The 23875-nt window shown below is 71.0% G+C and carries 24 protein-coding genes, 1 pseudogene and 1 riboswitch; of the genes and pseudogenes, 17 read left to right on the top strand and 8 right to left on the bottom strand.

The window, feature by feature from the left end:
* The first annotated feature begins 18 nt into the window (after nucleotides 1-18).
* The 5 genes from HEB94_RS34525 to rpe all read left to right on the top strand — a co-directional run bounded on the left by HEB94_RS34525 (nucleotide 19) and on the right by rpe (nucleotide 4458).
* Nucleotides 19-645, top strand: a complete 627-nt coding sequence (locus HEB94_RS34525; RefSeq protein ID WP_192753722.1) for an exonuclease — start codon at nucleotides 19-21, stop codon at nucleotides 643-645.
* Nucleotides 646-679: 34 nt separating this feature from the next.
* On the top strand, nucleotides 680-1225 hold the full coding sequence (gene def, locus HEB94_RS34520) for a peptide deformylase (protein ID WP_337918105.1): 546 nt from the start codon (nucleotides 680-682) through the stop codon (nucleotides 1223-1225).
* Between the two features lie 128 nt (nucleotides 1226-1353).
* On the top strand, nucleotides 1354-2289 hold the full coding sequence (gene fmt / locus HEB94_RS34515; protein WP_192753721.1) for a methionyl-tRNA formyltransferase: 936 nt from the start codon (nucleotides 1354-1356) through the stop codon (nucleotides 2287-2289).
* Nucleotides 2289-3767, top strand: a complete 1479-nt coding sequence (locus tag HEB94_RS34510; RefSeq protein ID WP_192753720.1) for an RsmB/NOP family class I SAM-dependent RNA methyltransferase — start codon at nucleotides 2289-2291, stop codon at nucleotides 3765-3767. Before fmt ends, HEB94_RS34510 begins: the two co-directional genes overlap by 1 nt.
* A 25-nt stretch (nucleotides 3768-3792) precedes the next feature.
* Nucleotides 3793-4458 carry a ribulose-phosphate 3-epimerase gene (rpe, locus tag HEB94_RS34505; RefSeq protein ID WP_192753719.1) on the top strand — a complete coding sequence of 222 codons (666 nt, stop codon included), beginning with the start codon at nucleotides 3793-3795 and terminating at the stop codon, nucleotides 4456-4458.
* A gap of 2 nt (nucleotides 4459-4460) precedes the next feature.
* Here rpe and HEB94_RS34500 read toward each other — a convergent pair.
* Nucleotides 4461-5488: pseudogene (locus HEB94_RS34500) on the bottom strand (threonine synthase).
* A gap of 304 nt (nucleotides 5489-5792) precedes the next feature.
* Here HEB94_RS34500 and lipB point away from each other — a divergent pair.
* From lipB to HEB94_RS34465, 7 genes are all read left to right on the top strand, one after another.
* Nucleotides 5793-6428 carry a lipoyl(octanoyl) transferase LipB gene (gene lipB, locus HEB94_RS34495; RefSeq protein WP_192753718.1) on the top strand — a complete coding sequence of 212 codons (636 nt, stop codon included), beginning with the start codon at nucleotides 5793-5795 and terminating at the stop codon, nucleotides 6426-6428.
* Nucleotides 6429-6660: 232 nt separating this feature from the next.
* The gene (locus HEB94_RS34490; RefSeq protein ID WP_192753717.1) at nucleotides 6661-7140 is read left to right on the top strand and encodes a cupin domain-containing protein; all 480 of its coding nucleotides are present in this window, start codon (nucleotides 6661-6663) and stop codon (nucleotides 7138-7140) included.
* 262 nt (nucleotides 7141-7402) lie between these two features.
* Nucleotides 7403-7544, top strand: a riboswitch (FMN riboswitch).
* 118 nt (nucleotides 7545-7662) lie between these two features.
* The gene (locus tag HEB94_RS34485) at nucleotides 7663-8301 is read left to right on the top strand and encodes a riboflavin synthase (RefSeq protein WP_192753716.1); all 639 of its coding nucleotides are present in this window, start codon (nucleotides 7663-7665) and stop codon (nucleotides 8299-8301) included.
* On the top strand, nucleotides 8298-8984 hold the full coding sequence (pnuC, locus tag HEB94_RS34480) for a nicotinamide riboside transporter PnuC (protein ID WP_192753715.1): 687 nt from the start codon (nucleotides 8298-8300) through the stop codon (nucleotides 8982-8984). The genes HEB94_RS34485 and pnuC overlap by 4 nt, the downstream gene beginning before the upstream one ends.
* On the top strand, nucleotides 8981-10240 hold the full coding sequence (locus tag HEB94_RS34475) for a bifunctional 3,4-dihydroxy-2-butanone-4-phosphate synthase/GTP cyclohydrolase II (protein ID WP_192753714.1): 1260 nt from the start codon (nucleotides 8981-8983) through the stop codon (nucleotides 10238-10240). The genes pnuC and HEB94_RS34475 overlap by 4 nt, the downstream gene beginning before the upstream one ends.
* Nucleotides 10237-10782 (top strand): 6,7-dimethyl-8-ribityllumazine synthase, encoded by a 546-nt coding sequence (gene ribH, locus HEB94_RS34470; RefSeq protein ID WP_192753713.1) that lies wholly within the window; start codon nucleotides 10237-10239, stop codon nucleotides 10780-10782. Before HEB94_RS34475 ends, ribH begins: the two co-directional genes overlap by 4 nt.
* Before the next feature lie 32 nt (nucleotides 10783-10814).
* Complete coding sequence (locus HEB94_RS34465) at nucleotides 10815-11327, top strand: histidine phosphatase family protein (RefSeq protein WP_192753712.1); 513 nt, start codon at nucleotides 10815-10817, stop codon at nucleotides 11325-11327.
* 105 nt (nucleotides 11328-11432) lie between these two features.
* On the opposite strand, the gene HEB94_RS34460 is transcribed toward HEB94_RS34465, so the two are convergent.
* From HEB94_RS34460 to HEB94_RS34445, 4 genes are all read right to left on the bottom strand, one after another.
* A complete protein-coding gene (locus tag HEB94_RS34460; protein WP_192753711.1) occupies nucleotides 11433-12242 on the bottom strand; it encodes an ABC transporter permease in 810 nt (269 codons plus the stop codon).
* Entirely contained in the window at nucleotides 12239-13312 is a 1074-nt protein-coding gene (locus HEB94_RS34455; protein WP_192753710.1) for an ATP-binding cassette domain-containing protein, read from the bottom strand. The genes HEB94_RS34460 and HEB94_RS34455 overlap by 4 nt, the downstream gene beginning before the upstream one ends.
* A gap of 168 nt (nucleotides 13313-13480) precedes the next feature.
* Nucleotides 13481-14155 (bottom strand): helix-turn-helix transcriptional regulator, encoded by a 675-nt coding sequence (locus HEB94_RS34450; protein ID WP_192753709.1) that lies wholly within the window; start codon nucleotides 14153-14155, stop codon nucleotides 13481-13483.
* A gap of 149 nt (nucleotides 14156-14304) precedes the next feature.
* Nucleotides 14305-15108 (bottom strand): NmrA family NAD(P)-binding protein, encoded by an 804-nt coding sequence (locus HEB94_RS34445; RefSeq protein WP_192753708.1) that lies wholly within the window; start codon nucleotides 15106-15108, stop codon nucleotides 14305-14307.
* Between the two features lie 88 nt (nucleotides 15109-15196).
* Between HEB94_RS34445 and HEB94_RS34440 the strand changes: the two genes are divergently transcribed.
* Nucleotides 15197-16006 (top strand): TetR/AcrR family transcriptional regulator C-terminal domain-containing protein, encoded by an 810-nt coding sequence (locus HEB94_RS34440; protein WP_192753707.1) that lies wholly within the window; start codon nucleotides 15197-15199, stop codon nucleotides 16004-16006.
* A gap of 10 nt (nucleotides 16007-16016) precedes the next feature.
* Here the strand turns inward: HEB94_RS34440 and serB are convergent, their stop codons facing one another.
* The gene (gene serB / locus HEB94_RS34435) at nucleotides 16017-17264 is read right to left on the bottom strand and encodes a phosphoserine phosphatase SerB (RefSeq protein ID WP_192753706.1); all 1248 of its coding nucleotides are present in this window, start codon (nucleotides 17262-17264) and stop codon (nucleotides 16017-16019) included.
* A gap of 130 nt (nucleotides 17265-17394) precedes the next feature.
* A complete protein-coding gene (locus HEB94_RS34430; RefSeq protein WP_238361713.1) occupies nucleotides 17395-18195 on the bottom strand; it encodes an SDR family oxidoreductase in 801 nt (266 codons plus the stop codon).
* 240 nt (nucleotides 18196-18435) lie between these two features.
* Here HEB94_RS34430 and HEB94_RS34425 point away from each other — a divergent pair, with 240 nt between their 5' ends.
* The 3 genes from HEB94_RS34425 to HEB94_RS34415 all read left to right on the top strand — a co-directional run bounded on the left by HEB94_RS34425 (nucleotide 18436) and on the right by HEB94_RS34415 (nucleotide 22304).
* Nucleotides 18436-19191: a DUF427 domain-containing protein gene (locus HEB94_RS34425; protein WP_192753705.1), complete on the top strand. Its 756-nt coding sequence runs from the start codon at nucleotides 18436-18438 to the stop codon at nucleotides 19189-19191.
* 205 nt (nucleotides 19192-19396) lie between these two features.
* Nucleotides 19397-20944 carry an alpha-glucosidase/alpha-galactosidase gene (gene melA / locus HEB94_RS34420; protein WP_192753704.1) on the top strand — a complete coding sequence of 516 codons (1548 nt, stop codon included), beginning with the start codon at nucleotides 19397-19399 and terminating at the stop codon, nucleotides 20942-20944.
* 163 nt (nucleotides 20945-21107) lie between these two features.
* Nucleotides 21108-22304, top strand: a complete 1197-nt coding sequence (locus HEB94_RS34415) for a WD40/YVTN/BNR-like repeat-containing protein (RefSeq protein WP_192753703.1) — start codon at nucleotides 21108-21110, stop codon at nucleotides 22302-22304.
* Here HEB94_RS34415 and HEB94_RS34410 read toward each other — a convergent pair.
* Complete coding sequence (locus tag HEB94_RS34410) at nucleotides 22242-22970, bottom strand: hypothetical protein (protein WP_192753702.1); 729 nt, start codon at nucleotides 22968-22970, stop codon at nucleotides 22242-22244. The two genes, HEB94_RS34415 and HEB94_RS34410, sit on opposite strands and share 63 nt — an antisense overlap.
* A gap of 107 nt (nucleotides 22971-23077) precedes the next feature.
* Here HEB94_RS34410 and HEB94_RS34405 point away from each other — a divergent pair, with 107 nt between their 5' ends.
* The gene (locus HEB94_RS34405; protein WP_192753701.1) at nucleotides 23078-23863 is read left to right on the top strand and encodes an ABC transporter ATP-binding protein; all 786 of its coding nucleotides are present in this window, start codon (nucleotides 23078-23080) and stop codon (nucleotides 23861-23863) included.
* Nucleotides 23864-23875 lie beyond the last annotated feature (12 nt).

Here is a 23875-nt window from a genome sequence, read left to right as displayed (position 1 = left end):
GGTTGCTACCGTCCGCACATGCCGAGCCGCGACATCTACATCAGTGCCGACATCGAGGCCGACGGTCCGATTCCCGGTCCGTACTCCATGCTGAGCTTCGGGTTGGCCGTCGCGGGAACCTCCGACGGCGCCCAGTTCGTCGCGGCCGACCCGGCGAAGTCCACGTTCTACGCCGAGCTGCGCCCCATCTCCTCCCAGTACGATCCCGGCGCGCTGGGCGTGAGCGGCCTGGACCGGGACCGGCTGCTCCGTGAGGGCCGCGACCCCGCCGCCGCGATGGACGCCGCTGGGTCCTGGGTCCGCGACGTCGCGGGCACGGACCTGACCCCGGTGTTCGTCGCGTTTCCGCTCAGTTACGACTGGATGTGGATGTACTGGTACTTCGTGCGCTACGCCCGGGAGGGGTCACCCTTCGGACACTCCCGATGTCTCGACCTGAAGACGACGTACGCCGTGAAGGCCGGCGTGCCGATCGCCGCGGCGAGCAAGTCCCGCCTCCCGAGGTGGCTGGTCTCGCGGCGGCCGCACACCCACCATGCCCTCGACGACGCGATCGAGCAGGCCGAACTCGTCGCCGCCCTGTTCACCTGGAGCGCCCCGGGTGGCGCAGGCGAGTCGCCTCCCGGCCGGTCCTCCGTAAACTGACGGCAACGCACCCGAACTGATCGAGGAGACCCGCGTGGCCGTCCAGCCCATCCGCCTGTTCGGTGATCCGGTGTTGAGGACGCCGGCCGAGCCTGTGAGGGACTTCGACAAGGAGTTGCGCAAGCTCGTCGCGGACCTCACCGAGACGATGCTCGACGCGCCCGGCAGCGGCCTCGCCGCCCCTCAGATCGGAGTCGGGCTGCGGGTCTTCACCTACAACGTCGACGACGTGGTGGGGCATCTGATCAACCCGCGGCTCGACCTGTCGGAGGAGGAGCAGTTCGGGCCGGAGGGCTGCCTTTCCATCCCGGGCTTCTCCTTCGACTGCCGCCGCGCGCTGCGGGTGGTGGCGAAGGGCTACAACATGCACGGCGACCCGGTGACCCTGGAGGGCTCGGAGCTCCTCGCCCGCTGCATCCAGCACGAGACCGACCACCTGGACGGCGTCCTGTTCGTCGACCGGCTCGACCGTGAGGCACGCAAGGCCGCCTTGCGAGCGATCCGTGAGACCGAGTGGGGCAACGCCGGTCCACCCGAGGTGCGCGTGTCCCCGCACGCGACGCTCGGTCGGGCGCTGTAGTGGTGGGTGTCCTCGCGATGGGCGCGCTCGCGACTGGTGTCGTCGTGGTTGCCGCCGTGACGGCGCCGGCTCTCGCAGGTCCTGCGCCCGTGGCCGCGGCCCGACTCGATCCGCTGGAGGTCTGCTAAGTGCGGCTGTTGTTCGCGGGCACGCCCGAGCCGGCCCTGCCGGCGCTGGAGACGATTCTGGGCAGCGACCACGACGTCGTGGCGGTGCTGACCCGACCGGACGCCCCGTCCGGTCGCGGGCGCAGGCTGCATCCGTCGCCGGTCGCCGAACGCGCCCAGGCCGAGGGCATCGAGGTCCTCAAGCCGAAGTCGGCCAGGTCGCCAGAGTTCCTGGAACGCCTCCGGGAGATCGCTCCTGACGCCTGCCCGGTCGTCGCCTACGGCGCTCTGCTGCCCAATCCGGTGCTGGAGGTGCCGCGGCACGGGTGGATCAACCTGCACTTCTCGGTGCTGCCCGCGTGGCGCGGGGCGGCTCCGGTCCAGCACGCGGTCAGGGCCGGGGACGACGTGACGGGCGCCTCGACCTTCCAGATCGTGCAGGAACTCGACGCCGGCCCCGTCTTCGGCGTCCTGACCGAGCCGATCGGTCCCACCGACACCGCGGGTGACCTGCTCACCCGGCTCGCCCGAAGCGGCGCCAGGCTGTTGCTGGACACCCTCGACGGCATCGCGGCCGGGACGCTCGAGGCGCGACCGCAACCCGCCGACGGGGTGAGCTATGCCCCCAAGGTCGACGTCGACGACGTACGTGTCGACTGGAGCGCGCCCGCCTTCGCGGTCGACCGGTTGGTGCGCTCCGGTACGCCCGCGCCCGGCGCGTGGACCGTCTTCCGGGATGAGCGGCTCAAGCTCGGACCGGTCAGCGTGGTCACCCCGGCCGCTGACGCCGACTCGCTGGCGCCGGGCCAGATCGTCGCGGAGAAGCACCGCGTACTGGTGGGCACCGGCAGCGGTCCGGTCGCGCTCGGAGAGGTCCGGCCGCACGGAAAGCGCCCGATGCTCGCGGCCGACTGGGCGCGCGGCGTCCGACCCGACAGCGGGGAGCGCCTCACCTGATGCCTCCCACCACCCACCACACGGCCCGACGCGACCGAGACCGACCCGACCGAGACCGACGTGACCAAGGCCGACGTGACCAAGGCCGACGTGACCAGGGAGGTCGCCGCCGCGGCGGTGTCGACCCGGCGCGGCTCGCCGCCTACGACGTCGTTCACGCCGTCTCGACGCGAGACGCCTACGCCAACCTGGCGTTGCCCGCCGCGCTCCGCGAGCGCGGGCTGTCCGGACGTGACGCCGCGTTCGCGACCGAGCTCACCCACGGCGCCCTCCGCCGGGGCGGCTACGACGACGTACTCAGCCGCTGCGTCAACCGCCCCTTGCCCGAACTCGACAGCGAGGTGCTGGACGTCCTACGCCTCGGCGCGCACCAGCTGCTCGGCATGCGGGTCCCTTCCCATGCCGCGGTGGCGACCAGCGTCGACCTGGCCCGGCGGGTGGCCGGCGTCGGTCCGTCGAAGTTCGTCAACGCCGTCCTGCGCAAGGTCGCGGCCCGCGACCTGGCCGGTTGGCTCGCTGAGATCGCACCAGACCCCAGCCTCGATCCGGTCGGGCACCTCGCCAGCGTGCACGCCCACCCGCGGTGGGTGGTCGAGGCGTTTCGCGACGCCCTGGGCGGTTCCCTCGAGGAGACAGCCGCCGTGCTCGCCGCCGACAACGAACCGCCTCGCGTGACACTCGCCGCCTGGCCGGGGCGCTCCAGCGTGGAGGACCTGTGCACGGAGGGCAGCGCCCGGCGGGGGAGTTGGTCGCCGTACGCCGCGATCCTCGCCGAAGGCGACCCACACCGGGTGCGGGCCGTCGCGCAGGGCCGCGCGGGAGTGCAGGACGAGGGCAGCCAACTGGTGGCGCTCGCCCTGGCGCGAGCACCCCTGGACGGCCCCGACGAGCGGTGGCTGGACCTGTGCGCCGGCCCCGGTGGCAAGGCCGCGTTGCTCGCCGGCCTGGCCGGACAGCGTTCGGCCGGCCTGCTCGCCGTCGAACGCCAGCCGCACCGAGCCGGCCTGGTGGCCCGTACCCTCGTCCCGCGGCGGGACCGCCCTACCCGTGGCGTTCTCGGCACCCTCGTCGCCGACGGCACCGTGTCGGCCTGGCGTCCGGGAAGCTTCGACCGCGTCCTCGTCGATGTTCCGTGCACCGGTCTCGGTGCGTTGCGGCGCCGTCCCGAGGCGCGCTGGCGGCGTGCGGCCTCCGACGTGGCCGGCCTGCGTCCCCTCCAGGAGCGGCTGCTCGCCAGTGCGCTGGAGGCCGTGCGGGTCGGCGGCATCGTCGCCTACGCGACGTGCTCGCCGCACCTCGCGGAGACCCAGGACGTCGTGGCGGCCGTCCTCGCCGGAAGGGACGACGTGGAGCGGGTGGACGCCCGTCCGTCGCTTCCCGGCGTGCCCGATCTGGGCGAGGGCCCGGAGATCCAGCTGTGGCCGCACCGCCATGGGACCGACGCGATGTTCCTGGCACTGCTGCGACGGACCGGCTGAGGACCTTCAGTAGAGTCACGACACGATGGCCGTTCAGATAGCACCGAGCATCCTCTCCGCCGACTTCGCCCGGCTCGCCGAGGCCGCCGACGCGGTCTCCGCCGCCGACTGGCTGCACGTCGACGTGATGGACAACCACTTCGTCCCGAACCTCACCATCGGGCTGCCGGTGGTGGAGTCCCTCCTCGCGGCGACCCGACTGCCGATCGACTGCCACCTCATGATCAACGACCCCGACCGGTGGGCGCCGGCCTACGCCGAGGCGGGCGCGAAGAGCGTGACGTTCCACGTCGAGGCGGCGCACGCGCCCATCCGGCTCGCCCGCGAGCTGCGGGGCAAGGGTGCCCGGGCCGGGATGGCGCTCAAGCCGGCCACACCCGTCGAACCCTACGAGGATCTGCTCGGCGAGCTGGACATGCTGCTGGTCATGACCGTGGAGCCGGGCTTCGGCGGGCAGAAATTCCTCGACGTCTGCCTGCCGAAGATCCGGCGCTGTCGCGAGCTCATCGGCCGGCACGGGCTCGACCTGTGGCTGCAGGTCGACGGGGGAGTCTCGGCGGAGACCATCGAACGCTGCGCCGAAGCCGGTGCCGACGTGTTCGTCGCGGGCTCCGCGGTGTTCGGTGCCGATGATCCGTCCCGGGTGGTGGAGGAGCTGCGCCGGATGGCCCAGTCCGCCGGCTCAGCCTGACCTCACTCGCGGATACCGGCGGCTCGTAGCGCGCGGCGTACCGGCTCCCACTCCGGTTCCACGATCAGCGTGGTGTGGGCGGGTGGCTGGGCGGCGACGGAGCGGTCCTTGAACCCGCTGGACGTCGAGACACACACCACAGGCCCGTCGATCTCTCCCACGCTCCGCAGTCCGGCCAACCCCGCGGCGCTGGACAGCTCCGTCCACAGTCCGGCGCGAGCCAGCTCGGCTTGGGCGGCACGCAACCGCTCGTCGGTCAGGAGGAGCGCGCGGCCGCCGCTCTCCCGTACGACGACGACACCGCGGTATCCGCTGACGGCGGAGACGATCGAGTACGCGTCGGTGACGCCCACCTCGACGTGCGCGGCCGGTAGGCCCTGACGCACGGCCGCGGCAAGGGGTGCTGCCGCGGCCGGTTCGCAGGCGAAGATCCGGGGCACGCGGTCGCTGTGCCCGAGCCGGCGGAGTTCGGCGAAGCCCTTCCAGACGCCGAAGAGGAGCTCGCCGTACCCGGTCGGCAGAAGACGGCCTCCGGAACGCCGATCTCGGTGAAGATTTCGTACGCGACGCTCTTGTACCCCTCGGGGCCGAAGGGGTGACCGGTGTGGGTGGTGGTGAGGTTGCTCACCGGGTGCAGCCCCATCCGCTCGACCACCAGCCGCATCAGCGGCCAGCGCGCCTTCCACGGCACCGGCAACACGATCGCGTCGTAGGCATGCAGGAAGGCGTCCACCGCCGGCGGCATCTCCAACGAGGCGAACACCACGCAGCGCAGCCCGGCACGTGCCGCGAACGCCGCCGCCGACGCGCCGTGGTTTCCGGAGGAGGCGACGACGATGCCCGGTGCGCAGACACCGACCGCCGCGCTGGTCGTGCAGCGGTTGAGCCGGTCCTTGTGGCTCCAGGTGGGGTTGCGGGACTCGTCCTTGACGTAGACGCCGGGCTCGAGTTCGACCAGCGGCGTGCAGCCCTCACCGAGGCCAGGCGCAGCGAGCGGCGGAAGCAGCGGCGCCCACCGGTCCAGCCCCACGCCACGGGCCGGCCGGGCAGCGAAGAGGTCCCTCGGCACCTGGTCGTAGGCGTAGTCGACCTCGAGCGGGTAGGCGACGTCCTCCGTACTGGTCGTCGGGCATCCGCTGGTCAGGGGCGGCCACAGTGGATACGTGACGTCCGGGTTGCCCAGTGACCGCTGGAGCGTTGCCAAGGAGGCGTCTGCCACGTCCGCCGAGCTTACGTTCGCGCCGACAGGCCTCCCGGACCAGGGCGCCGCCCGCGAGCTAGTCTCGAGCGGCAGACGGGGATGGACCACACACCTACGGCTGAGGGATGACGGCGTGGCTTCGTTGGAACGGATCGATCTGGGCGAGGTCCCCTACACCGAGGCCATGGAGCAGATGAGTGACTGGGTCCGCCAGCGCCAGGAGGGGCTAATCCGCGACCGGCTGGTCCTGCTCTCCCATCCCGCGGTGATCACCTACGGTGTCCGGACGCCGCCCAGCGACCTGCCCGTGAACTCCACGATCCCGTTGGTGGAGGTCGACCGCGGCGGGCAGGCGACCTACCACGGGCCGGGCCAGCTCGTCGGCTACCTCGTCGTCAACCTCCGCGAACGCGGACCGAGCGACGTCGTGCGCTGGGTCGAGAACGCTCTGATCCGGGCGCTGGACACACTCGGCTTCCCGGCGCTGCGCCGTGACACGCCGCCGCAGGCCCAGAGCCTGGTGGGGGTGTGGACGCCGGAGCACGAGAAGGTCGCCTCGATCGGAATGCGGATCCGGCGCGGGGTCACCAGCCACGGGTTCGCGCTGAACATCGAGCCGGACCTCGAGGTCTACTCGGCGTTCACCGCGTGCGGGCTGCCGGACACACCCATGACATCCCTCGCCAGGATGGCCGCCGCGCGCGGGCGGGCCGTGCCCGGCGAGGACGAGGTACGCGCCGCGGTCGCCTCGGCGTTGGACGCCGACTGACCGGACGGTGCCTGTCCGGACAGCGCTCGGACCAACCGTCACTTCGCACTTTGTCGGAAGCATGTCCTGTGGGGGAGGAGTGTCCGAACTCGACACTATGGTCGTCACTGGCCGACCTGGATCGCCCGTTCAACGAAGGGACCGCAATGTCGAAGGTGTCGACGGCCGACAACGACCCCGCTCTGTTGACCGACTGGCGGCAGCAGGCATGGAAGCTCGAGAAGGCGGAGCAATGAGCTATCCCGAGCCCCGCTACCTCGGTGACGGCGGCGAGGTCAGCGCCACCCACCGTCGGGCCGACCACAGGCCCGAACTGACCTACCCGAGCGGCAACACCGCGCACTACCTCGCCACCGGTGCGACGACGAACGGCCAGTTCGGTCTCTACCGGTGGGAGATGGGCCCGGAGCCGAGTGGTCCGCAACCGCACTTCCACCGATCCATCTCGGAGTCGTTCTACGTCCTCACCGGCACGGTGCGGATCTATGACGGCACCCGCTGGATCGACACGAAGCCGGGCGACTTCGTGCACGTGCCCGAGGGCGGCGTGCACGGGTTCCGCAACGAGTCCGGGGAGCCGGCCTCGATGCTGCTGCACTTCGCGCCCGGTGCGCCACGCGAGGGCTACTTCGAAGGCATCGTCGACCTGGCCGAGATGACCGAGGACGAGCGGGCGGAGTTCTACCTCCGGCACGACACCTTCTGGGTGTGACCGGTTTCACGCCTGGGGATCACGGGTCGATCCGTGCCCGAAACCGGCCGGACCGGTCGGCTGGATGAGTCATTGTTCGCACCCAGATGTCCGGCATCGTCCCTGGTGAGCGCGGTGTCGAAAGGTTCCGGGCAGCAGGTGGCACGTCGGGCTGACGTCGTAAGGTGACCATCTCGTGACACGCCGTCGCTCGGGACTTGCCCGCTGGTTGCCCGTCATTGGGCGGTGCGTGCCACACTGAATGTCGTACGAGCAAAAGCTCGCGCGTGCTCCGGGGTCGGTGAAACTCCGAACCGGCGGTGACAGTCCGCGACCCGGTCGAAGTCGGTACGCCGACCTCGACCGGTTGACCAGGTGGAATTCCTGGACCGACGGTTAAAGTCCGGATGGGAGGCAGCACGCGGGCCCGCGTTCCGTACCCGCGTGACGCGCCCATCCTTGGCGCGCGCTCGGGTTCTGGTGCCGCGCGACCCTCGATCCCCGGTGCCCGCCGAGCGGGACCGGAAGGCGAGGGAGTTGCCGGTGTTCACCGGGATAGTCGAAGAACGCGGCGAGGTCGTCGACCTCGAACGCCTGGGTGATTCCGCACAGCTGACCGTACGCGGCCCCTTGGTCGCGAGTGACGCGCGTCGTGGCGACTCGATCGCCGTCAACGGCTGCTGCCTCACGGTCATCGGGCTGGCGGCGGAGGACGGACTCTTCACCGCCGACGTGATGGCCGAAACGCTGTCCCGCACGGCGTTGGGTGCGGTCACGCCGGGTCAGCTGGTCAACCTCGAACGATCCGTGCCGGCGACCGGTCGGCTCGGCGGCCACATCGTGCAGGGCCACGTCGACGGCACCGGCCGCGTTCTGCGCCGGGACTCCACGCCGCAGTGGGATCTCGTCGAGTTCGCCCTGCCGGCGACGCTGGCTCGGTATGTCGCGGAGAAGGGCTCGATCGCGGTCGACGGTGTGTCGCTGACGGTCGTCGACGTGCGCGACCTGCCCGAGCCCGCGTTCACCGTGGCGCTGATCCCCACCACGCTGGACGGCACGACGCTGGGCCACAAGCGCGTCGGCGACGAGGTCAACCTCGAGGTGGACGTGATCGCGAAGTACCTCGAACGGCTCGGCACGGCCGCGTCCGCGCAGGCCCCGCGGCAGGGGGCACCGGCGTGAACTGGCTCAACGAACTCGTGAGTGCGGAACTCCACATCGGCGGCTCGACGATCCTGTGGCGGGAGATCGTCGGCAACGGCTTCGGACTGGCCAGCGCGATCCTCGGTATGCGCCGGCGAGTCGGCGCGTGGCCGGTCGGGATGATCGGCAACGTCGTGCTCTTCACCGTCTTCCTCGGCGGAGTTTTCCACGCACCGCAGGAGAAGGACCTGTGGGGACAGGCGGCACGGCAGGTCTTCTTCTTCGCGGTGAGCCTCTACGGCTGGTGGCGCTGGCGGCAGGCCCGCAACGGCGACGGTGGCGCGATCGCACCGCGCTGGGCGACCTGGCGGGAGCGGGTCGGCCTGCTCGTCGCGGCCGCGGTCGGTGTCGTCGTCTTCACCTACGTCCTCGGCCTGCTCGGGTCGTGGGGTCCGCTCTCCGACGCGTGGATCCTGACCGGCAGCATCCTCGCGACCTACGGCATGGCCCGCGGGTGGGTGGAGTTCTGGCTGATCTGGGTGGCGGTCGACGCGGTGGGCGTACCCCTGCTGTTCAGCGCGGGCTTCTACCCCTCCGCGATCCTCTACATCATCTACGGCGGGTTCTGTGTGGCCGGCTTCGTGACCTGGCTCAGGCTCGAGCGGCGGATCCCCGCGATGCCCCGCCCCGCCGACGTCGTAGCCGCGGGAGACCCCTCATGAACCCCGCCTGGACCGATTCGATCGAGCGGGCGGTCGCCGACCTGGCCGCCGGGCGTCCGGTGGTGGTCGTCGACGACGAGGACCGCGAGAACGAGGGCGACCTCATCTTCCCCGCCGCCGCGGTGACCCCGGAGCTGGTGGCCTTCCTGGTCCGCTACTCCAGTGGAGTGCTCTGCGTCTCGATGGAGGGGAGCGAGCTGGACCGTCGTGGCATCGGAGCGATGACGACGCAGAACAAGGAGTCCATGCGGACGGCCTTCGCGGTCAGCGTGGACGCCGCGCAGGGCGTCACGACCGGCATCTCCGCGGCCGACCGGGCCCGCACCATCCAGGTGCTCGCCGACCCGAACGCCCACCCGGACGACCTCGTCCAGCCGGGCCACGTCTTTCCCCTGCGCTACCGCCCGGGCGGCGTGCTCGTCCGGCCCGGCCACACGGAGGCGGCCGTCGACCTCGCCCGGCTGGCCGGCTGGGCGCCGGTGGGCGTGCTGGCCGAACTCGTCGACGACGACGGGTCGATGCTGCGCGGGAAGCGCCTGCGCGCCTTCGCCGACGAACACAACCTCGCCCTGATCTCGATCGCCGAGCTGATCCGGTACCGCCGCCAGCACGACCGGCTGGTGGAGCGCGTCGTGGAGACGCGGCTGCCCACGGCCCACGGCGACTTCCGCGCCATCGGGTACCGCTCGTTGGTCGACGGCTCCGAACACGTCGCCCTCGTCCGGGGCGACGTCGCCGCGGCGGCGGGCTCCGACGTACTGGTCAGGCTGCACTCGGAGTGCCTCACCGGTGACGCGTTCGGGTCGCTGCGCTGTGACTGCGGACCGCAGCTGGACCAGTCGCTCGCCGCGGTCGCCACCGCCGGCACCGGTGTCGTCGTCTACCTGCGCGGCCACGAGGGGCGTGGCATCGGGCTGGTCGCCAAGCTCTCGGCGTACGCACTGCAGGACGTCGGGCACGACACCGTGGAGGCCAACCTCGCCCTCGGCCTTCCCGCCGACGCCCGCGACTACTGGATCGGCGCGCAGATTCTCGCCGATCTCAAGGTGAGCCACGTGCGGCTCCTCACCAACAACCCGGCCAAACGGGTGGGACTCGAACGCTACGGCGTGACGGTGAGCGACACCCTGCCGCTGATGGTCCCCCCGAACGGCGAGAACGCCCGCTACCTCGCGACGAAGCGTGATCGCCTCGGCCATGTCCTGCCCGCGGAGTTCGGGCAGTCCGTACAGCAACTACCCGGGAGGGCTTCATGAGTGGGAAGGGTTCGCCGACCGCGCAGTCGATCCGTGCCGAAGGGCTTCGGGTCGGGGTCGTCGCCGCCTCGTGGCACGAGCGAGTGATGAACGGCCTGCTGGACGGCGCCCAGCGGGCGCTGGCCGACGCGGGCGTCGTCGACCCGGTCGTGGTCCGGGTCGCCGGGTCCTTCGAGCTCTCCGTGGTGGCCGCGCACCTGGCCCGCTCCGGGTACGACGCGGTGGTCGCGCTCGGCACGGTGATCCGTGGGGGCACGCCGCACTTCGACTACGTCTGCCAGTCGGCGACGGCCGGCCTGACCCAGGTCAGCGTCGACACCGGCGTCCCGGTAGGGTTCGGCGTTCTCACCTGCGACACGGACGAGCAGGCGCTTGACCGGGCCGGTCTGCCGGGTTCGTCGGAGGACCGCGGCTACGAGGTGACGCACGCGGCGCTCGCGACCGCGGTGACCCTTCGGGACCTGCATGCCGCCGGTCAGGTCGCGCCGACCTTCGAGGCCGCGCCGGCCGTGTCCGCGGCCGGCTTCAGCCCGTCGGTCTAGCCGAGTGCGGTGAGCCGCACCAGACTGGGAGGGTGGGTACCGTGATCCGACGGTTGCTGCTGCTGCGCCACGGCAAGGCCGACACACCGCTGGGCGTCACCGACCGCGACCGCCCGCTGGCCGGTCGGGGCCACCGGCAGGCGGAGTACGCCGGCGCGCAGGTGCGGGCACAGGGCACGATGCCCGACCTCGCGGTCGTCTCGCCGGCTCTGCGCACCCGGGAAACGTGGGAGGCGTTCGCCGCCGCCCTGCCGACCCCGCCGAAGCTGGACATCGACCAGCGGCTCTACGCCAACACCGTCGACGACCTGCTGGAGGTCATCACCGGCGTCCCCGAGGACGTCGGCACGCTCCTCGTCGTCGGGCACAACCCCTCGATCGGTGGTCTCGCGAGCACGCTGGACGACGACCCGCCTCCGTCCCTTCATCGCGCGCTCGACGACGGCTACCCGACAGGGACGCTCGCGGAGTTCACCCTGAACGTGCCCTGGCCAGACGTGGCGCCCGGCGCCGGTCAACTGCGGGCCGTCATCCGCAGGCCCTGATCCCGTCGTGGTGAGTGGCCCGCGCCGACCGGACGCGGGCCACTCATCGTTCTCGTGATCGGTTCCGGCCGGCGCCGGCCGGAAACGGCCTCAGACCGAGCGGACTCAGACCGAGCGCTGGTAGCTGCGGAACGCGCGGGTCGCCAGCCAGCCGAGCACGACGGTCAGCGCGAGCAGGAGTGCCAGCCTGCCGCTGACCAGGCTCCAGTCCGGATGTGTCGACAGCACCGAGCGACTCGCCACCGCGGCCCAGTTGACCGGGTTGACGGTGGCGGCGTCGCTGACCCACCCGGGCATCAGCGCCGGCGCCATCATCACCGACGACAGGAAGCTCAGCGGCAGCGTCAGGAACTGTGACACTCCGATGAGTGCCTCGTGCTGCCGGACCAGCAGCGCGACCGTGTCCGACAGGGCGGCGAAGGCGACCCCGAGCAGCGTCGCGCAGAGCACCACCACGGCGACACCGCGGACTCCGCCGGCATAGCGCGCACCTATCGCGAAGCCGACGGCGAAGACGATCAGTGACTGGATGACGCTCGTCACGGCCTGGTAGGCCAGGGAGCCGGTGATGAGCGCGCCGCGGCTGACCGGGGAGCTCAGGTTGCGGTCCATGACGCCGCGTTCCATGTCGGAGACGAACGTCGTGCCGGCCCAGGCGCCGGAGAACATCGCCGTCATGACGATCACGCCGGGCGTGAGGTACTCGAGGTAGGAACCCGAGCCGAAGCCGGGCAGTTGGGCGACGTTCTTGAACAGCTGACCGAACAGCAGCAGCCAGATCATCGGCTGCACCAGGGCGAACGCGAGATAGACCGGCTGGCGCGTCAGGGTGCGCAGGGACCGCAGGGTGAGCTGGCCGGAATGGGTGAGGAAGGCCGGGAAGGCTGCGGGGCGGGAGAACGTGAGAGTGCTCATCGCGCCACCTCCTTGGCCTGGTCGGGACGCTGGGAGTCGGTGTCGGCCCGCTGGAAGGACCGGCCGGCGTAGCGCAGGTAGACGTCGTCGAGGGAGGGGCGGGCGACGGTCACCGCGGCGAGTCCGACGCCGGCGTCGTCCAGGGCGGACAGGAGGGCCGGCAGGGCGGCCGCTCCGTTGCTGACCCGCGCGCGCAGGGTGGTCGCCTCGACCGAGACCTCCCGTACGCCTGGGATCGAGGCCAGCAGGGACCGCGCTCGTCCGTCGACGTCGGAGTCCGTCAGCTCGACCTGGACCGTGTCCCCGTCCAGCTGGCTCTTCAGTTCCCCCGGCGTACCGGCCGCGACGATGGCGCCCCGGTCGATGATCACCAGCTGGTCGGCGAGCCGGTCAGCCTCCTCGAGGTAGTGCGTGGTGAGCAGGACCGTGAGGCCGTCGTCCTGGGTGAGCCGGGAGATCTCGGTCCACATGTCGGCGCGGGCCTCAGGGTCGAGGCCGGTCGTCGGTTCGTCGAGGAAGAGCACCCGCGGCCGGTGGATCAGCCCCATGGCGACGTCGAGCTTGCGCTGCATGCCGCCGGACCACTTCCCGACGAGCCGGTTGGCGGCCTCAGCCAGGCCGAAGCGGGCGAGCAACTCGTCGGCGCGCTGCCTGGCGGCGGTGCCGGACAGGCCGTAGATCCGTCCGGTGAGAATGAGGTTCTCCCGGCCGGTTCCCATCGGGTCGAAGCCGGCCCGTTGCGACACGAAGCCGATCGCGCGGCGGACGAGGGCGGGCTGCCGGTCGACGTCGATGCCGGCGACGCTCGCCGTGCCGGCGTCGGCACGCGAGAGTGTGGTGAGGATCTTGACGGTCGTGGACTTGCCGGCGCCGTTCGGGCCGAGCAGTCCGAACACCGCGCCGGCGGGGACGTCGAAGCTGACGCCGGACAGTGCCCGGACCGCCTTGTCGCCCCGGCCGTAGGTCTTGGCCAGGTCCTTCGCCTCGATGGCGTACGCCCCGGCCCCGGTCGCGGGTCCGCGGTCGGGCACGAGCGCGGGCGGCGGATGGGCGGGCAGATGAGCGGGCATGGTGCTCCTTCCAGAGCATGGGTGGATGGAAGGAGTCGGCGCCGCGCGGTCGTGGATATCCTCGGTGGTGCAGGCCTTGGGGTCCACGCCCTCACGCGGGGCTCGACTCGGAGGTTTCGACGGCCCCCGGCCGCGGTGTTGCAGCACCGCCATCCGGGGGCCGTTTTTTCACGGGGCGTCCCAGTCGAGGGATATTTCGTTGCGGAACTCCTCCTCCAGGATCTCGTTGACCTTCGCGGGTGGCAGGTCGGTCGCGCGTAGCTCGTGCATGCGTCGCCAGAACGTGAAGCCGCTGAGTCGCTCCGCCCGCATGTCGTCGATCAGGTCGCGTACGAACGTGATCTCCGCGTTGAGCAGGGCGGTCGTGAACTCGAACTCGATGATGAAGATGCGGGGGACCCCGGGCGACGCGGCCATGACGGCCTCGCCCGCGCGGCGGTGCATCTCCAGGCTGGCGAGCCGCAGTTCGAGCAGCCGGATCGCCTCCTGCGGCTCCAGGGCTCCGAGCAGTGACAGCGCCGCCTCGAAGCGCGTGTACTCCTTCGTCGGCACGCTGACCAGCTCGGTGAGCCAGTCGATCATCGCGGTCTTGCCGTCCTCGGTGATCGCGTAGATCGTGCGCTCGGGTCGGTTGCCTTCGCGGACGGTCTCGACGACCTCGATCAGACCGTTCTTCTGCAGGGACGCGACGACGGAGTACAGCGAGCCGTAGTTGAGCTTGATGCTGTCTTCCTTGTGCCGCTCACGCAGGGTCGTGGAGATCTCGTAGGGGTGCATCGGCCGCTCGTAGAGAAGGACGAGCACGGCGAGTGCCAGCGGGTTGGACGGTCGCGCGGCGGCCACTCGCGGCTCCCCTCGAGATGCTCTGGCTCGTTTATCCGAATCAGAGTATTTCGGTTCGGGTAGGAGTCGTCAAGTGTGGAGACGTGGCCTCCGGTGCGCCGCAGGAGATGGTCGGCGGCGCACCGACGGTCAGGTGGTCGCTCCCGCCCTCAGCGGAACTGGTCGGCGTTGCGGGCGGCCCACTCCGCGAACGTGGTGGCCGGTCGCCGGGTGACCTCGGCGACGGTGGCGACCGCCGCCTGCGGATGCTCCATGAGCCCGGCCCAGCCGGACACGTACCACTCGGCGAACTCGCCCATGCTCGGGGTGAGGAGTTCGACCGCCTGTTCGTGGCTCACCGCCACGAACGGGATCTCGCGGCCGAGGGCCGCGCCGATGCGGCTGAGCAGGTCGGTGCGGCTCAGGGTCTCCGGGCCCGTCAGCTCGTAGGCCCGTCCCAGGTGGCCGTCCTCGAGCAGCACGGTGGCGGCGACGGCGGCGATGTCGTCCATGGCGATCGGGGCGTTGGCCGCGTCGGGGTAGGCGTCGCGGACCATGCCGGTCCTACGGATCTGGTCGGCCCAGATCGTGGTGTTCTCCATGAACTCGCCGGCGTCCAGGTGCGTCCACGCGACGCCGGACTCCTCCACCGCGATCTCGATGGAGTGCCACCAGTTCCCCTCCGGCCCCGCGAGGTCGACGATGTGCTGGACGCCCGCGGCCTTGGCCATGGCGGCCACCTCACGGGCGGTCTCGGTCAGGGGTGCGAGATACATCCGCTCGACACCTACGAGTGCCGGCGGGAGCGTCTCGGGCTTGCCGATGTAACCCTCGACGACCTCGACTTCGGCGGGCAGTGCCGCCTTGACGGGGTTCTTGGTCAACGCTCGAACGTCGGTCGCGCCCGCCGCGAGGAGGTGATCGACCACGAGTCGGCCCACACTGCCCGTCGCTCCAGTCACCAGGATGGTCACAGTCCGCCGCCTTCCGATTTCTCGTATTAGTTACGGAAACTCTGGACCGAGATTAGCGTAGGGCGTACGAGAATGTAGGCTCGCCGCTGTGACAGTCGAGTACAGCGGTGCCGGGGGAGACCCGGACCGGCTCCTTCGGATGCTGTGGCGGCGGACCAGGCCGGAGACCGAAGCCGCTGACCGACCGGCCCGTGGACGCAGGCCGAAACTCACCCTGGACGCCGTCGTGACCGCGGCCATCGCGCTCGCGGACGAGGAAGGGCTCCCGGCCATGTCGATGAGCCGGGTCGCCGCGGCCCTTGGCGTGGCGACGATGACCCTCTACACCTACGTGCCGTCCAAGGCGGAGCTCATCGACCTGATGGTCGACGAGGTGTTCGAGGAACGCGCGTTGCCGGCACCCGGCGAGCCCCGTCCGGCCGGCTGGCGGGCCCAGGTCGAGCTCTTCGCCGAACGCACCCGGACCATGCACCGCCGCCATCCCTGGCTGCGGCACATCTCCGCGGTACGGCCACCGATCGGGCCTGGCATGCTCGCCGAACGCGAGTACGTCCTGTCCAGCCTCGCCGGCACCGGCCTGACCGGGCAGCAGATCGACGTCGCGGCGATCGCGGTCACCACGTTCGTCCACGCCACGGCCGGCATCGAGGTGGAAAGTGCTCACGTCGAGCACGACACGCAGCAGTCCCACGAGGCGTGGTGGCAGGAACGCGAGAGCCTGTGGGAGGACTACTTCGACGTCGAGCGCTATCCCACGATGACGCGGATCTGGAACAGCGGAGGTTTCGACAAGGGCATCTCCGAGTCCACCCGGGCCGCGCACGCGTTCGGCTTCGACCGGTTGCTGGACGGCATCCAGGTGAGCATCGACCAGGCCGGCGGCGCAGCCTCGCGCTGACCTGGACGGATCAGTTCCTGTCCCCCCAGCCCTGGTCCAGGGGGTTCTGGTCCGCCGCGTTCTGGGCCGCCTCGGCGTCGGCCGCCTCGACCTCCTCGCGGGTGATGCCCAGCAGGTAGAGGATGGCGTCGAGGTAGGGCACCGTGACGGCGGTGTCGGCCGCGGCGCGCACGACCGGCTTGGCGTTGAAGGCCACCCCGAGACCGGCGGCCGCGAGCATGTCGAGATCGTTGGCGCCGTCGCCGATCGCCACGGTCTGGGAGAGGGGTACGCCCGCCACGCCGGCGAAGGAACGCAGCGACTCCGCCTTGCCCGGACGGTCCACGATCGGACCGACGACGCGGCCGGTGAGGTGACCGTCGGCCACCTCGAGCTCGTTGGCCGCCACGAACTCGATCCCCAGCTCCGCGGCGAGGGGCTCGACCACCTGGGTGAACCCGCCACTGACCACGCCGAGCTGGTATCCGAGCCTGCGGAGGGTGCGGGTCAGGGTGCGCGCCCCGGGGGTCAGCTTGACCTCCCGGCGTACCTCGTCCAGCGCGGTCGCCGGGACGCCGGCAAGGAGCGCCACCCGCTGGCGCAGCGACTCGGCGAAGTCCAGCTCGCCGCGCATCGCCGCGGCGGTCACCCGTGCGACCTCTTCGAGATAGCCGGCGTGCGCGGCGAGCATCTCGATGACCTCACCCTGGATGAGGGTCGAGTCGACGTCGAGGACCACGAGTCGCTTGGCCCGCCGGTAGAGGCCGGCCGCCTGGACGGCCACGTCCACCTGTTGGGCCGCGGCCTCGACCGCCAGCGCCTGCCGCAGCTGGACCGGGTCGACACCCGAGACGTCCAGCTCGATCGCCACCACCGGGTAACGGGCGATCCGGACGATGCGGTCGATATTGGCGCCCGTGTCGGAGACGCGCCCGGCGATCGCGGAGATCGCTCTGGGGTGCAGCGGCTGCCCCAGCACGGTGACATGGCTGCGCCCGGTCCCTCGTGGCCGGTTGTCGCCCGCACCGTCCTCGATCTCGACGTCCATCCCGAGATTGCGGGCGACCTTCTCCACGGCGTGGCGCACGCGGGCGTCGTCGCGCGGAGCGGTGACGAGGATCCCGAGGACGAGCCGGCCCCGCAGGACGACCTGCTCGACGTCGAGCACCTCGACGGGGAAGGCGGCGAGGGCGTCGAAGACGGCGGAGGTCACGCCTGGCCGGTCGCGCCCGGTCAGCGTCACCAGCAGGGTCGAGACGGGCTGTCGATCTGCGGGCACGTCCGCAACGTTAGTGGGGCAAGGTGCCGGTGCCCGCCACGGGTTGCCCACGGGGTTGTCAGACAACTTCTCAGGCCGGTCGCCGGTGCGGTGGTGGTTCCGGTCGCGGGTGCGGTGGTCGGTCCGGTGCTCAGCCGCGCCCGACGAACGGCATTCCGGTGGCCATCACGGTCATGTTCGGCACGTTGGCGTCCAGCGGCAGGCCGGCCATGTAGACGACCGCCCGGGCGACGTGGGTGACGTCCATCGTGGGCTCGACCCGGGTGGACCCGTCGGGCTGCTGCACCCCCTGCGACATGCGGGCGGTCATCGGGGTCTGCGCGTTCCCGATGTCGATCTGGCCGCAGGCGATGTCGAAGGGGCGGCCGTCCAGGGCGGTCGACTTGGTGAGCCCGGTGATCGCGTGCTTGGTGGCGGTGTAGGCCACCGAGTGCGGGCGGGGAGTGTACGCGGACAGGGACCCGTTGTTGATGATCCGGCCGCCACGTGGCCGCTGCTGCTTCATCAGCCGGACGGCGTGCTGGGTGCACAGGAACGCGCCGGTCAGGTTGACGTCGACCACGGCCTGCCACTCCGCGACCGGCAGCTCCTCCATGGGGACGGCGACGGCGTTGCGGCCGGCGTTGTTGAACAGCACGTCCAACCGGCCGTACGTCGCCCGAACCGTCTCGAAGAGCGCGTCGACCGAGGTGGGGACCCCCACGTCGGTGGGCACCGCGAAGGCGGCCGGGCCGACCGCGGCGCACTGGTCGGCGACGGCCCGCAACTGCTCGGCGCGGCGGCCGGCGAGGACGAGGGTGTAGCCCGCCGCGGCGAGGGCGACGGCGGCCGCCTGGCCGACTCCGGACCCGGCACCTGTGACGAGCGCGACCTTGCGGTCCAGCTCCGCCATGTCGGACCTGTCCTCGACGCTGTCGGCCTTCATCGCCATGCTCGGTCGGTCCCCTCAGTCTGGGTGGTGCCTGTGCGGGTGGTCGGCGTCCGGGCAGCGTTCGGCACCGGCAGGAGGCATGTGGATCACCACGGTAGCGGCCACCCGCGGCGGGGACGTTCTCGCGTGGCCGGACCGCTCGGCGTTGGGGCAGGAAGGCAGCGTTCCCGACCTTCCGGGTGGATGGGGCGGGACGGGTGGGGCCGAAATTCCCTCGGCGCGCACCGTGTTGACAACGCTATGACAGCAACGACGAGCACAACGCGAGGACGCGTTCGGATCGAACCGGGCGCCAAGCGGATCAGGACCTATCTGGGCGGTGTCCCGGTGGCCGACACGGTGCATCCGATGCTGGTCTGGGAGTCGCCGCACTACCCGGCGTACTACCTGCCGGTGAGCGACGTCCGCACCGACCTGCTGGTGCCGGACGGAGAGATCGTCCACTCACCTAGCCGGGGCGACGGGCACACCTACACGGTCAGGGCGGGCGGCAAGGAGGCGCCGGGCGCGGCCGTACGCTACGTCGACTCGCCGATGGAGGAGCTGCGCGACCTGGTGCGGTTCGACTGGGCGGCGATGGATGCGTGGTTCGAGGAGGACGAGGAGGTCTTCACCCATCCGCGCAGTCCGTACACCCGGGTCGACATCCTCCCGAGCTCCCGCCACGTACGCGTCGAGGTCGACGGGGTGACGGTGGCGGAGTCCGACCACCCGAGGCTGCTGTTCGAGACCGGGTTGCCCGTCCGCTACTACCTGCCGAAGACGGACGTGCGGATGGACCTGCTGACTCCGACCCGGTCGCAGACCTCCTGCCCCTACAAGGGGGACGCGGAGTACTGGTCGGTCCGCGGCGGCGACACCGTCCACGAGGACCTCGCCTGGTCCTACCGAGCGCCACTGCCGGAGAGCCAGAAGGTCGCCGGACTCGTCTCCTTCTACAACGAGAAGGTCGACATCTACGTCGACGGCGTACGCGAGGAACTGCCGAGCCGCTGACGAGGCGCCATCGATCCGCCGCGCCCGCCCGTCGCGGTGGCTGGGCCGAGTGCCGAACTCCGACCCTGGGTCCGCCGTGGTCACGTCGCCAGCCTCGTGTGTCCCGGTCCGCCCGGGCTGACCACCGGCGGGGACGCTGACCGCTAGTGGACGAGTGACGAAGACCGCCTTGTCGAGTCATCTGATCTGTGCGGACGCTGGTCGCATGACAACCCGAATCGCGATGCTCGGTGCCGGATCCCTCGGCTTCACCCGTCGCCTCGTGCGTGACATCCTCGCCGTACCCGAACTCGCCGACACGACGTTCGCGTTCTACGACATCAACGAACGCAACCTCGACATGGTGACCAGGCTGTGTCGCCGCGACATCGAGGCCAGCAACCTGCCCGCGACGATCGAGCCGAGCCTGGACCGGCGCCGGTCGCTGGAGGGTGCGGACTACGTCTTCTCGGTGATCCGGCAAGGCGGTCTTGACGCGTTCCGGACCGACATCGAGATTCCGCTGAAGTACGGCGTCGACCAGTGCGTGGGCGACACGCTGTGCGCGGGCGGCGTGATGTACGCCCAGCGCACCATCCCGGCGCTGCTCGACTTCTGCGCCGACATCCGCGAGGTCGCCAAGTCCGACGTGCTGTTCCTGAACTACTCCAACCCGATGGCCATGAACACCTGGGCCTGCAACGAGTACGGCGGGGTGGCCACGGTCGGGCTGTGCCACGGCGTTCAGGGCGGTCACTGGCAGATCACCCGCTGCATCGAGCACTGGGCGCGGGGAGAGGGCCTGATCGGTCCGGAGGAGACACTGCACCGCCGCGAGGTCGACATCGTGGCCGCCGGCATCAACCACCAGACGTGGTACATCAAGGCGCAGTGGCGCGGGATCGACATGATCTCGAAGATGCTGGAGCTGTTCGAGGGGCACCCGACCTACCCCCAGACCGAGAAGGTCCGTATCGACGTACTCCGGCGCTTCGGCTACTACAGCACCGAGTCCAACGGCCACCTGTCGGAGTACCTCCCGTGGTACCGCAAGCGGGTGGAGGAGATCCCGGACTGGATCGACCTGTCCAGCTGGATCAACGGCGAGACCGGCGGCTACCTGCGGGTCTGCACCGAGGGCCGCAACTGGGCCGAGACGGACTTCCCGAACTGGATGAAGGAGGACCCCAAGCCGATCACCGCCGACGGGCGCAGTGAGGAGCACGGGTCCTACATCATCGAGGCGCTGGAGACCGGCCGGACCTACCGCGGCCACTTCAACGTGTGCAACGACGGCGTGATCACCAACCTGCCGCAGGGCAGCGTGATCGAGGTGCCGGGGTACGTCGACCGCAACGGCATCAACATCCCCGTCATCGGTGAGCTGCCACTCGCCCCCGCCGCCACCTGCGCCGCGAGCATCCGCGTCCAGGAGATGGGCAAGGAGGCCGCCGTCCACGCCGACGTCACGCTGCTCAAGCAGGCCATGCTGCACGACCCGCTGGTCGGCGCCGTCTGCAACCCCGAAGAGGTCTGGCAGATGACCGACGAGATGCTCGTCGAGCAGGCCCAGTGGCTGCCGCAGTTCGCCGAGGAGATCCCGGCCGCCCGGGAACGCCTGGAGCTCGCCGAGAAGAACGGCACCCGGGTCCGCACCGTGGCGACCGAGGGGGCGGCCCGCCTGCACACCAAGACCGTGGAGGAGATGACCCGCGACCGCGAGGCGGCCCGCTCGAACGCGGGGGCGGCCGACAAGGCGGGCATGACCAGCTGAACCCTGGAGGACCGGGGTCCCCTCTCCGGCGAGTCACGGCCGTTCCGCGGCCGGTTGTCGGTGGTGTCGACTAGTAGTTGGCCTGCGCGGTCACCCGTGCAGGCACCGCCCACGACCGGCCCGCGGCCGGGACAGCCGTTTCTCCCACGCTCCGGAGGCACCGATGCCCGACCTCGACCCAGCTCGCCGGGTGTCCCTGCTGGTCGGCACGACCGTGGGTGCCTTCGTGGTCAGCTCCGATCCCGAACGCCGGACCTGGCGCACTCGCGGACCGCTGCTGCCGGAGTGGCAGGTCTATGACCTGATGGCACTACCGGGCACCGGCCGGTTGCTCGCCGCGACCAACCGGCCGGCCGACTCGCCGGCCACCGAGGCGGTCGTCCACGCGAGCGACGACCACGGCGTGACCTGGCGGCGCCTGCCGGGCAGCCCTCGCTACCCCTCCGGGGGTCCGCGCGGTGTCCGGGAGATCTGGCGGTTCGGCGAGCCGGACTCCGCCCCCGACTCGCGCCTGTACGCCGGTGTCGCCGACGCGGGGCTGTTCACCAGCGTCGACGAGGGGGAGTCCTGGACCCTCGTGACGGGCCTCGACAGCCACCCCACCCGGCCGTTCTGGGACACCCCGGCGACCGCCGGCTGCCTGCACAGCATCGTCGTCCATCCCACCGACCGGCGCCGGATCTGGGTGGCTGTCGCCGGGGCCGGGGTCTTCGGCTCCGACGACGGGGGACTCAGCTGGGAACCCCGTAACTCCGGCCTGCCACCCGCGCCGCCGGATCATCCGTGCCCGGCGGTCGGCCGGCACGTGCACAAGCTCGCCCTCGACCCGCGCCCGCCCTACCCGCTCTACCTTCAGCACCGTGGAAACGTCTCGGTCTCGACCGACCGCGGCAGGTCCTGGCAACCCGTCGCCGGAAGCCTGCCGGGCGCGTTCGGCTTCCCGCTCGTGGTCGACAGGTGCGGAACCCTCTACGTCGCTCCGCTCGCCGGTCCCGGGCGGCGCACCATGCCGGACGGTCGCCTCGCGCTGTACCGCTCCGCCGACGGTGGCGCCTCGTGGACGGAGTGCAGGAAGGGCCTCCCGGAGGCGCCGCGACATGTCTCGGTGCTCCGCGACTCGATCTCCGTCGACGACAGCGACCCGGTTGGGGTCTACTTCGGCACCACGTCGGGTGAGCTCTTCGCCTCACCCGACGGAGGCGACAGCTGGCGCCAGATCCCTGGGGACTTCACCCGGATCACCAGCCTGCGGACCCGCGTCGACGACAACGCCGCCAGCGCGGATGCGGGGCCTGGCTCAACGTGGGGGAGCGCAGGCGGCGAGCAGGGCCCGCCGGGCGGCGTGGTCGAGCCGGCGTAGTGCCCGTCGCCGCGACTCCGCCTCGTACGCGGTCGCCGAGCCGCCGTCGTCGGCCAGGGCGAGCTCACACACGAGCAGGCACCGGCGTGCCCTGGTGACGAGCTCCTCCGCCCGCGGGGCGTACCCGGGTGGGAGCCCGTCGTGGGTTCGGCTCCCTACGGCGCGCAGGTCGATGAGCGCCTCGGCAACCTCTGGCCGCCAGCGGGCTACGTCGAGTCCCGCGAGTGCGTCAATGACCTCTTGCAGGGTGTGGGCGAGCTCCAGCGAGGCGTCACCGAACGACTCCGGCACGGCCGGCTTCGCGTCATACACCTGCCACTGCACCCCGGCACCGATCACGTGCGGGACGAGTCCGAGCCCGGCGCCCTCACACACGACCGCCTCACCCAGCTCGATGGCCGCCTCGGTGAACTCCCGCGGACCCGCGAGTCCGAGTGGGTCACCCGGCACCGGCAGGGCGAGGGAGAGCGCACGCGTGCCCAGGTTGCGCAGCGTGCCGAGGGAGAGCAACAGCGGAACGGGCTCCGGCTGACCCGGCAGACCGATGACGTGGTGCGCGGTGTCGCGCGCCCGGATGGCGTCGTCGGCCTCGTCGAGGCTGGTAGCACCGATCAACCAGGCGTTCGTCCACGTCACGAAGCGGGCCGCGCGGGGCAAGGTCGACATGAATCTCAGCCTAGGCGGTTCTCACCCGACGCTCGGCGGACGTGGTGGGGTCTTCGGCGTGCCACCCCGTCCGGGCCGACGGGGAACGTGCCGTAAGTTGTTCACCCATGGGCCCCGTTCTCGAGCTCACCGATGTGACGATCACACGCAACGGCAACACGCTGCTCGACCGGGTGAGCTGGTCAGTGGACGAGTCCGACCGGTGGGTCGTCCTCGGTCCCAACGGCGCCGGCAAGACGACTCTGTTGCAGATCGCGTCGGCCCGGATGCACCCGACCAGTGGGACGGCCGCCATCCTGGGGGAGACCCTCGGTGCCGTCGACGTGTTCGAACTCCGTCCCCGCATCGGCCTGGCCAGCGCTGCGATCGCCGACCGGATTCCGCGCCACGAACGCGTCGACGACGTGGTCATCTCCGCGTCCTACGCCGTCCTCGGGCGGTGGCGGGAGACCTACGACACCCTCGACCACGACCGGGCGCACAAGCTGCTCACCTGGCTCGGCGTCGGTGACTACGCCGACCGCACGTTCGGCACCCTCTCGGAGGGGGAGCGCAAGCGGGTCCAGATCGCTCGCGCACTGATGACGGACCCCGAGCTGCTGCTGATGGACGAGCCCGCCGCGGGTCTCGACCTCGCCGGCCGGGAGGGACTGGTCCGCACCCTCGACGAGATCGCGAACGACGGGCTCGCTCCGGCCACGGTGTTGGTCACCCACCACGTGGAGGAGATCCCGCCGAGCTTCACCCACGTTCTGCTCCTTCGGAACGGCGGCGTCGTGGCCGCCGGGCCGATCAGGGAGACGCTCAGCTCCGCCTCGCTGTCGGAGACGTTCGGCATGTCACTCAAGCTGGTGCGTTCCGGACAGCGATGGACGGCCCGGGCAAGCCGGTGACGTGCGAAGTAT

It is taken from the genome of Actinopolymorpha pittospori (assembly GCF_014873875.1).
GTDB classification, from domain to species: Bacteria; Actinomycetota; Actinomycetes; order Propionibacteriales; family Actinopolymorphaceae; genus Actinopolymorpha; species Actinopolymorpha pittospori.
Note: the sequence above shows the minus strand (reverse complement) of the source record. Positions and strands in the feature narration are given on the sequence as shown.

Excerpts from the sequence above, each read along its gene's own strand:
- HEB94_RS34525 (WP_192753722.1), top strand. The coding sequence starts at position 19 with ATGCCGAGCCGCGACATCTACATCAGTGCCGACATCGAGGCCGACGGT.
- HEB94_RS34510 (WP_192753720.1), top strand. The coding sequence starts at position 2,289 with ATGCCTCCCACCACCCACCACACGGCCCGACGCGACCGAGACCGACCC.
- rpe (WP_192753719.1), top strand. The coding sequence starts at position 3,793 with ATGGCCGTTCAGATAGCACCGAGCATCCTCTCCGCCGACTTCGCCCGG.
- HEB94_RS34490 (WP_192753717.1), top strand. The coding sequence starts at position 6,661 with ATGAGCTATCCCGAGCCCCGCTACCTCGGTGACGGCGGCGAGGTCAGC.
- HEB94_RS34475 (WP_192753714.1), top strand. The coding sequence starts at position 8,981 with ATGAACCCCGCCTGGACCGATTCGATCGAGCGGGCGGTCGCCGACCTG.
- ribH (WP_192753713.1), top strand. The coding sequence starts at position 10,237 with ATGAGTGGGAAGGGTTCGCCGACCGCGCAGTCGATCCGTGCCGAAGGG.
- HEB94_RS34460 (WP_192753711.1), bottom strand. The coding sequence starts at position 12,242 with ATGAGCACTCTCACGTTCTCCCGCCCCGCAGCCTTCCCGGCCTTCCTC.
- HEB94_RS34455 (WP_192753710.1), bottom strand. The coding sequence starts at position 13,312 with ATGCCCGCTCATCTGCCCGCCCATCCGCCGCCCGCGCTCGTGCCCGAC.
- HEB94_RS34430 (WP_238361713.1), bottom strand. The coding sequence starts at position 18,195 with ATGGCGATGAAGGCCGACAGCGTCGAGGACAGGTCCGACATGGCGGAG.
- HEB94_RS34425 (WP_192753705.1), top strand. The coding sequence starts at position 18,436 with ATGACAGCAACGACGAGCACAACGCGAGGACGCGTTCGGATCGAACCG.
- melA (WP_192753704.1), top strand. The coding sequence starts at position 19,397 with ATGACAACCCGAATCGCGATGCTCGGTGCCGGATCCCTCGGCTTCACC.
- HEB94_RS34415 (WP_192753703.1), top strand. The coding sequence starts at position 21,108 with ATGCCCGACCTCGACCCAGCTCGCCGGGTGTCCCTGCTGGTCGGCACG.
- HEB94_RS34410 (WP_192753702.1), bottom strand. The coding sequence starts at position 22,970 with ATGTCGACCTTGCCCCGCGCGGCCCGCTTCGTGACGTGGACGAACGCC.
- HEB94_RS34405 (WP_192753701.1), top strand. The coding sequence starts at position 23,078 with ATGGGCCCCGTTCTCGAGCTCACCGATGTGACGATCACACGCAACGGC.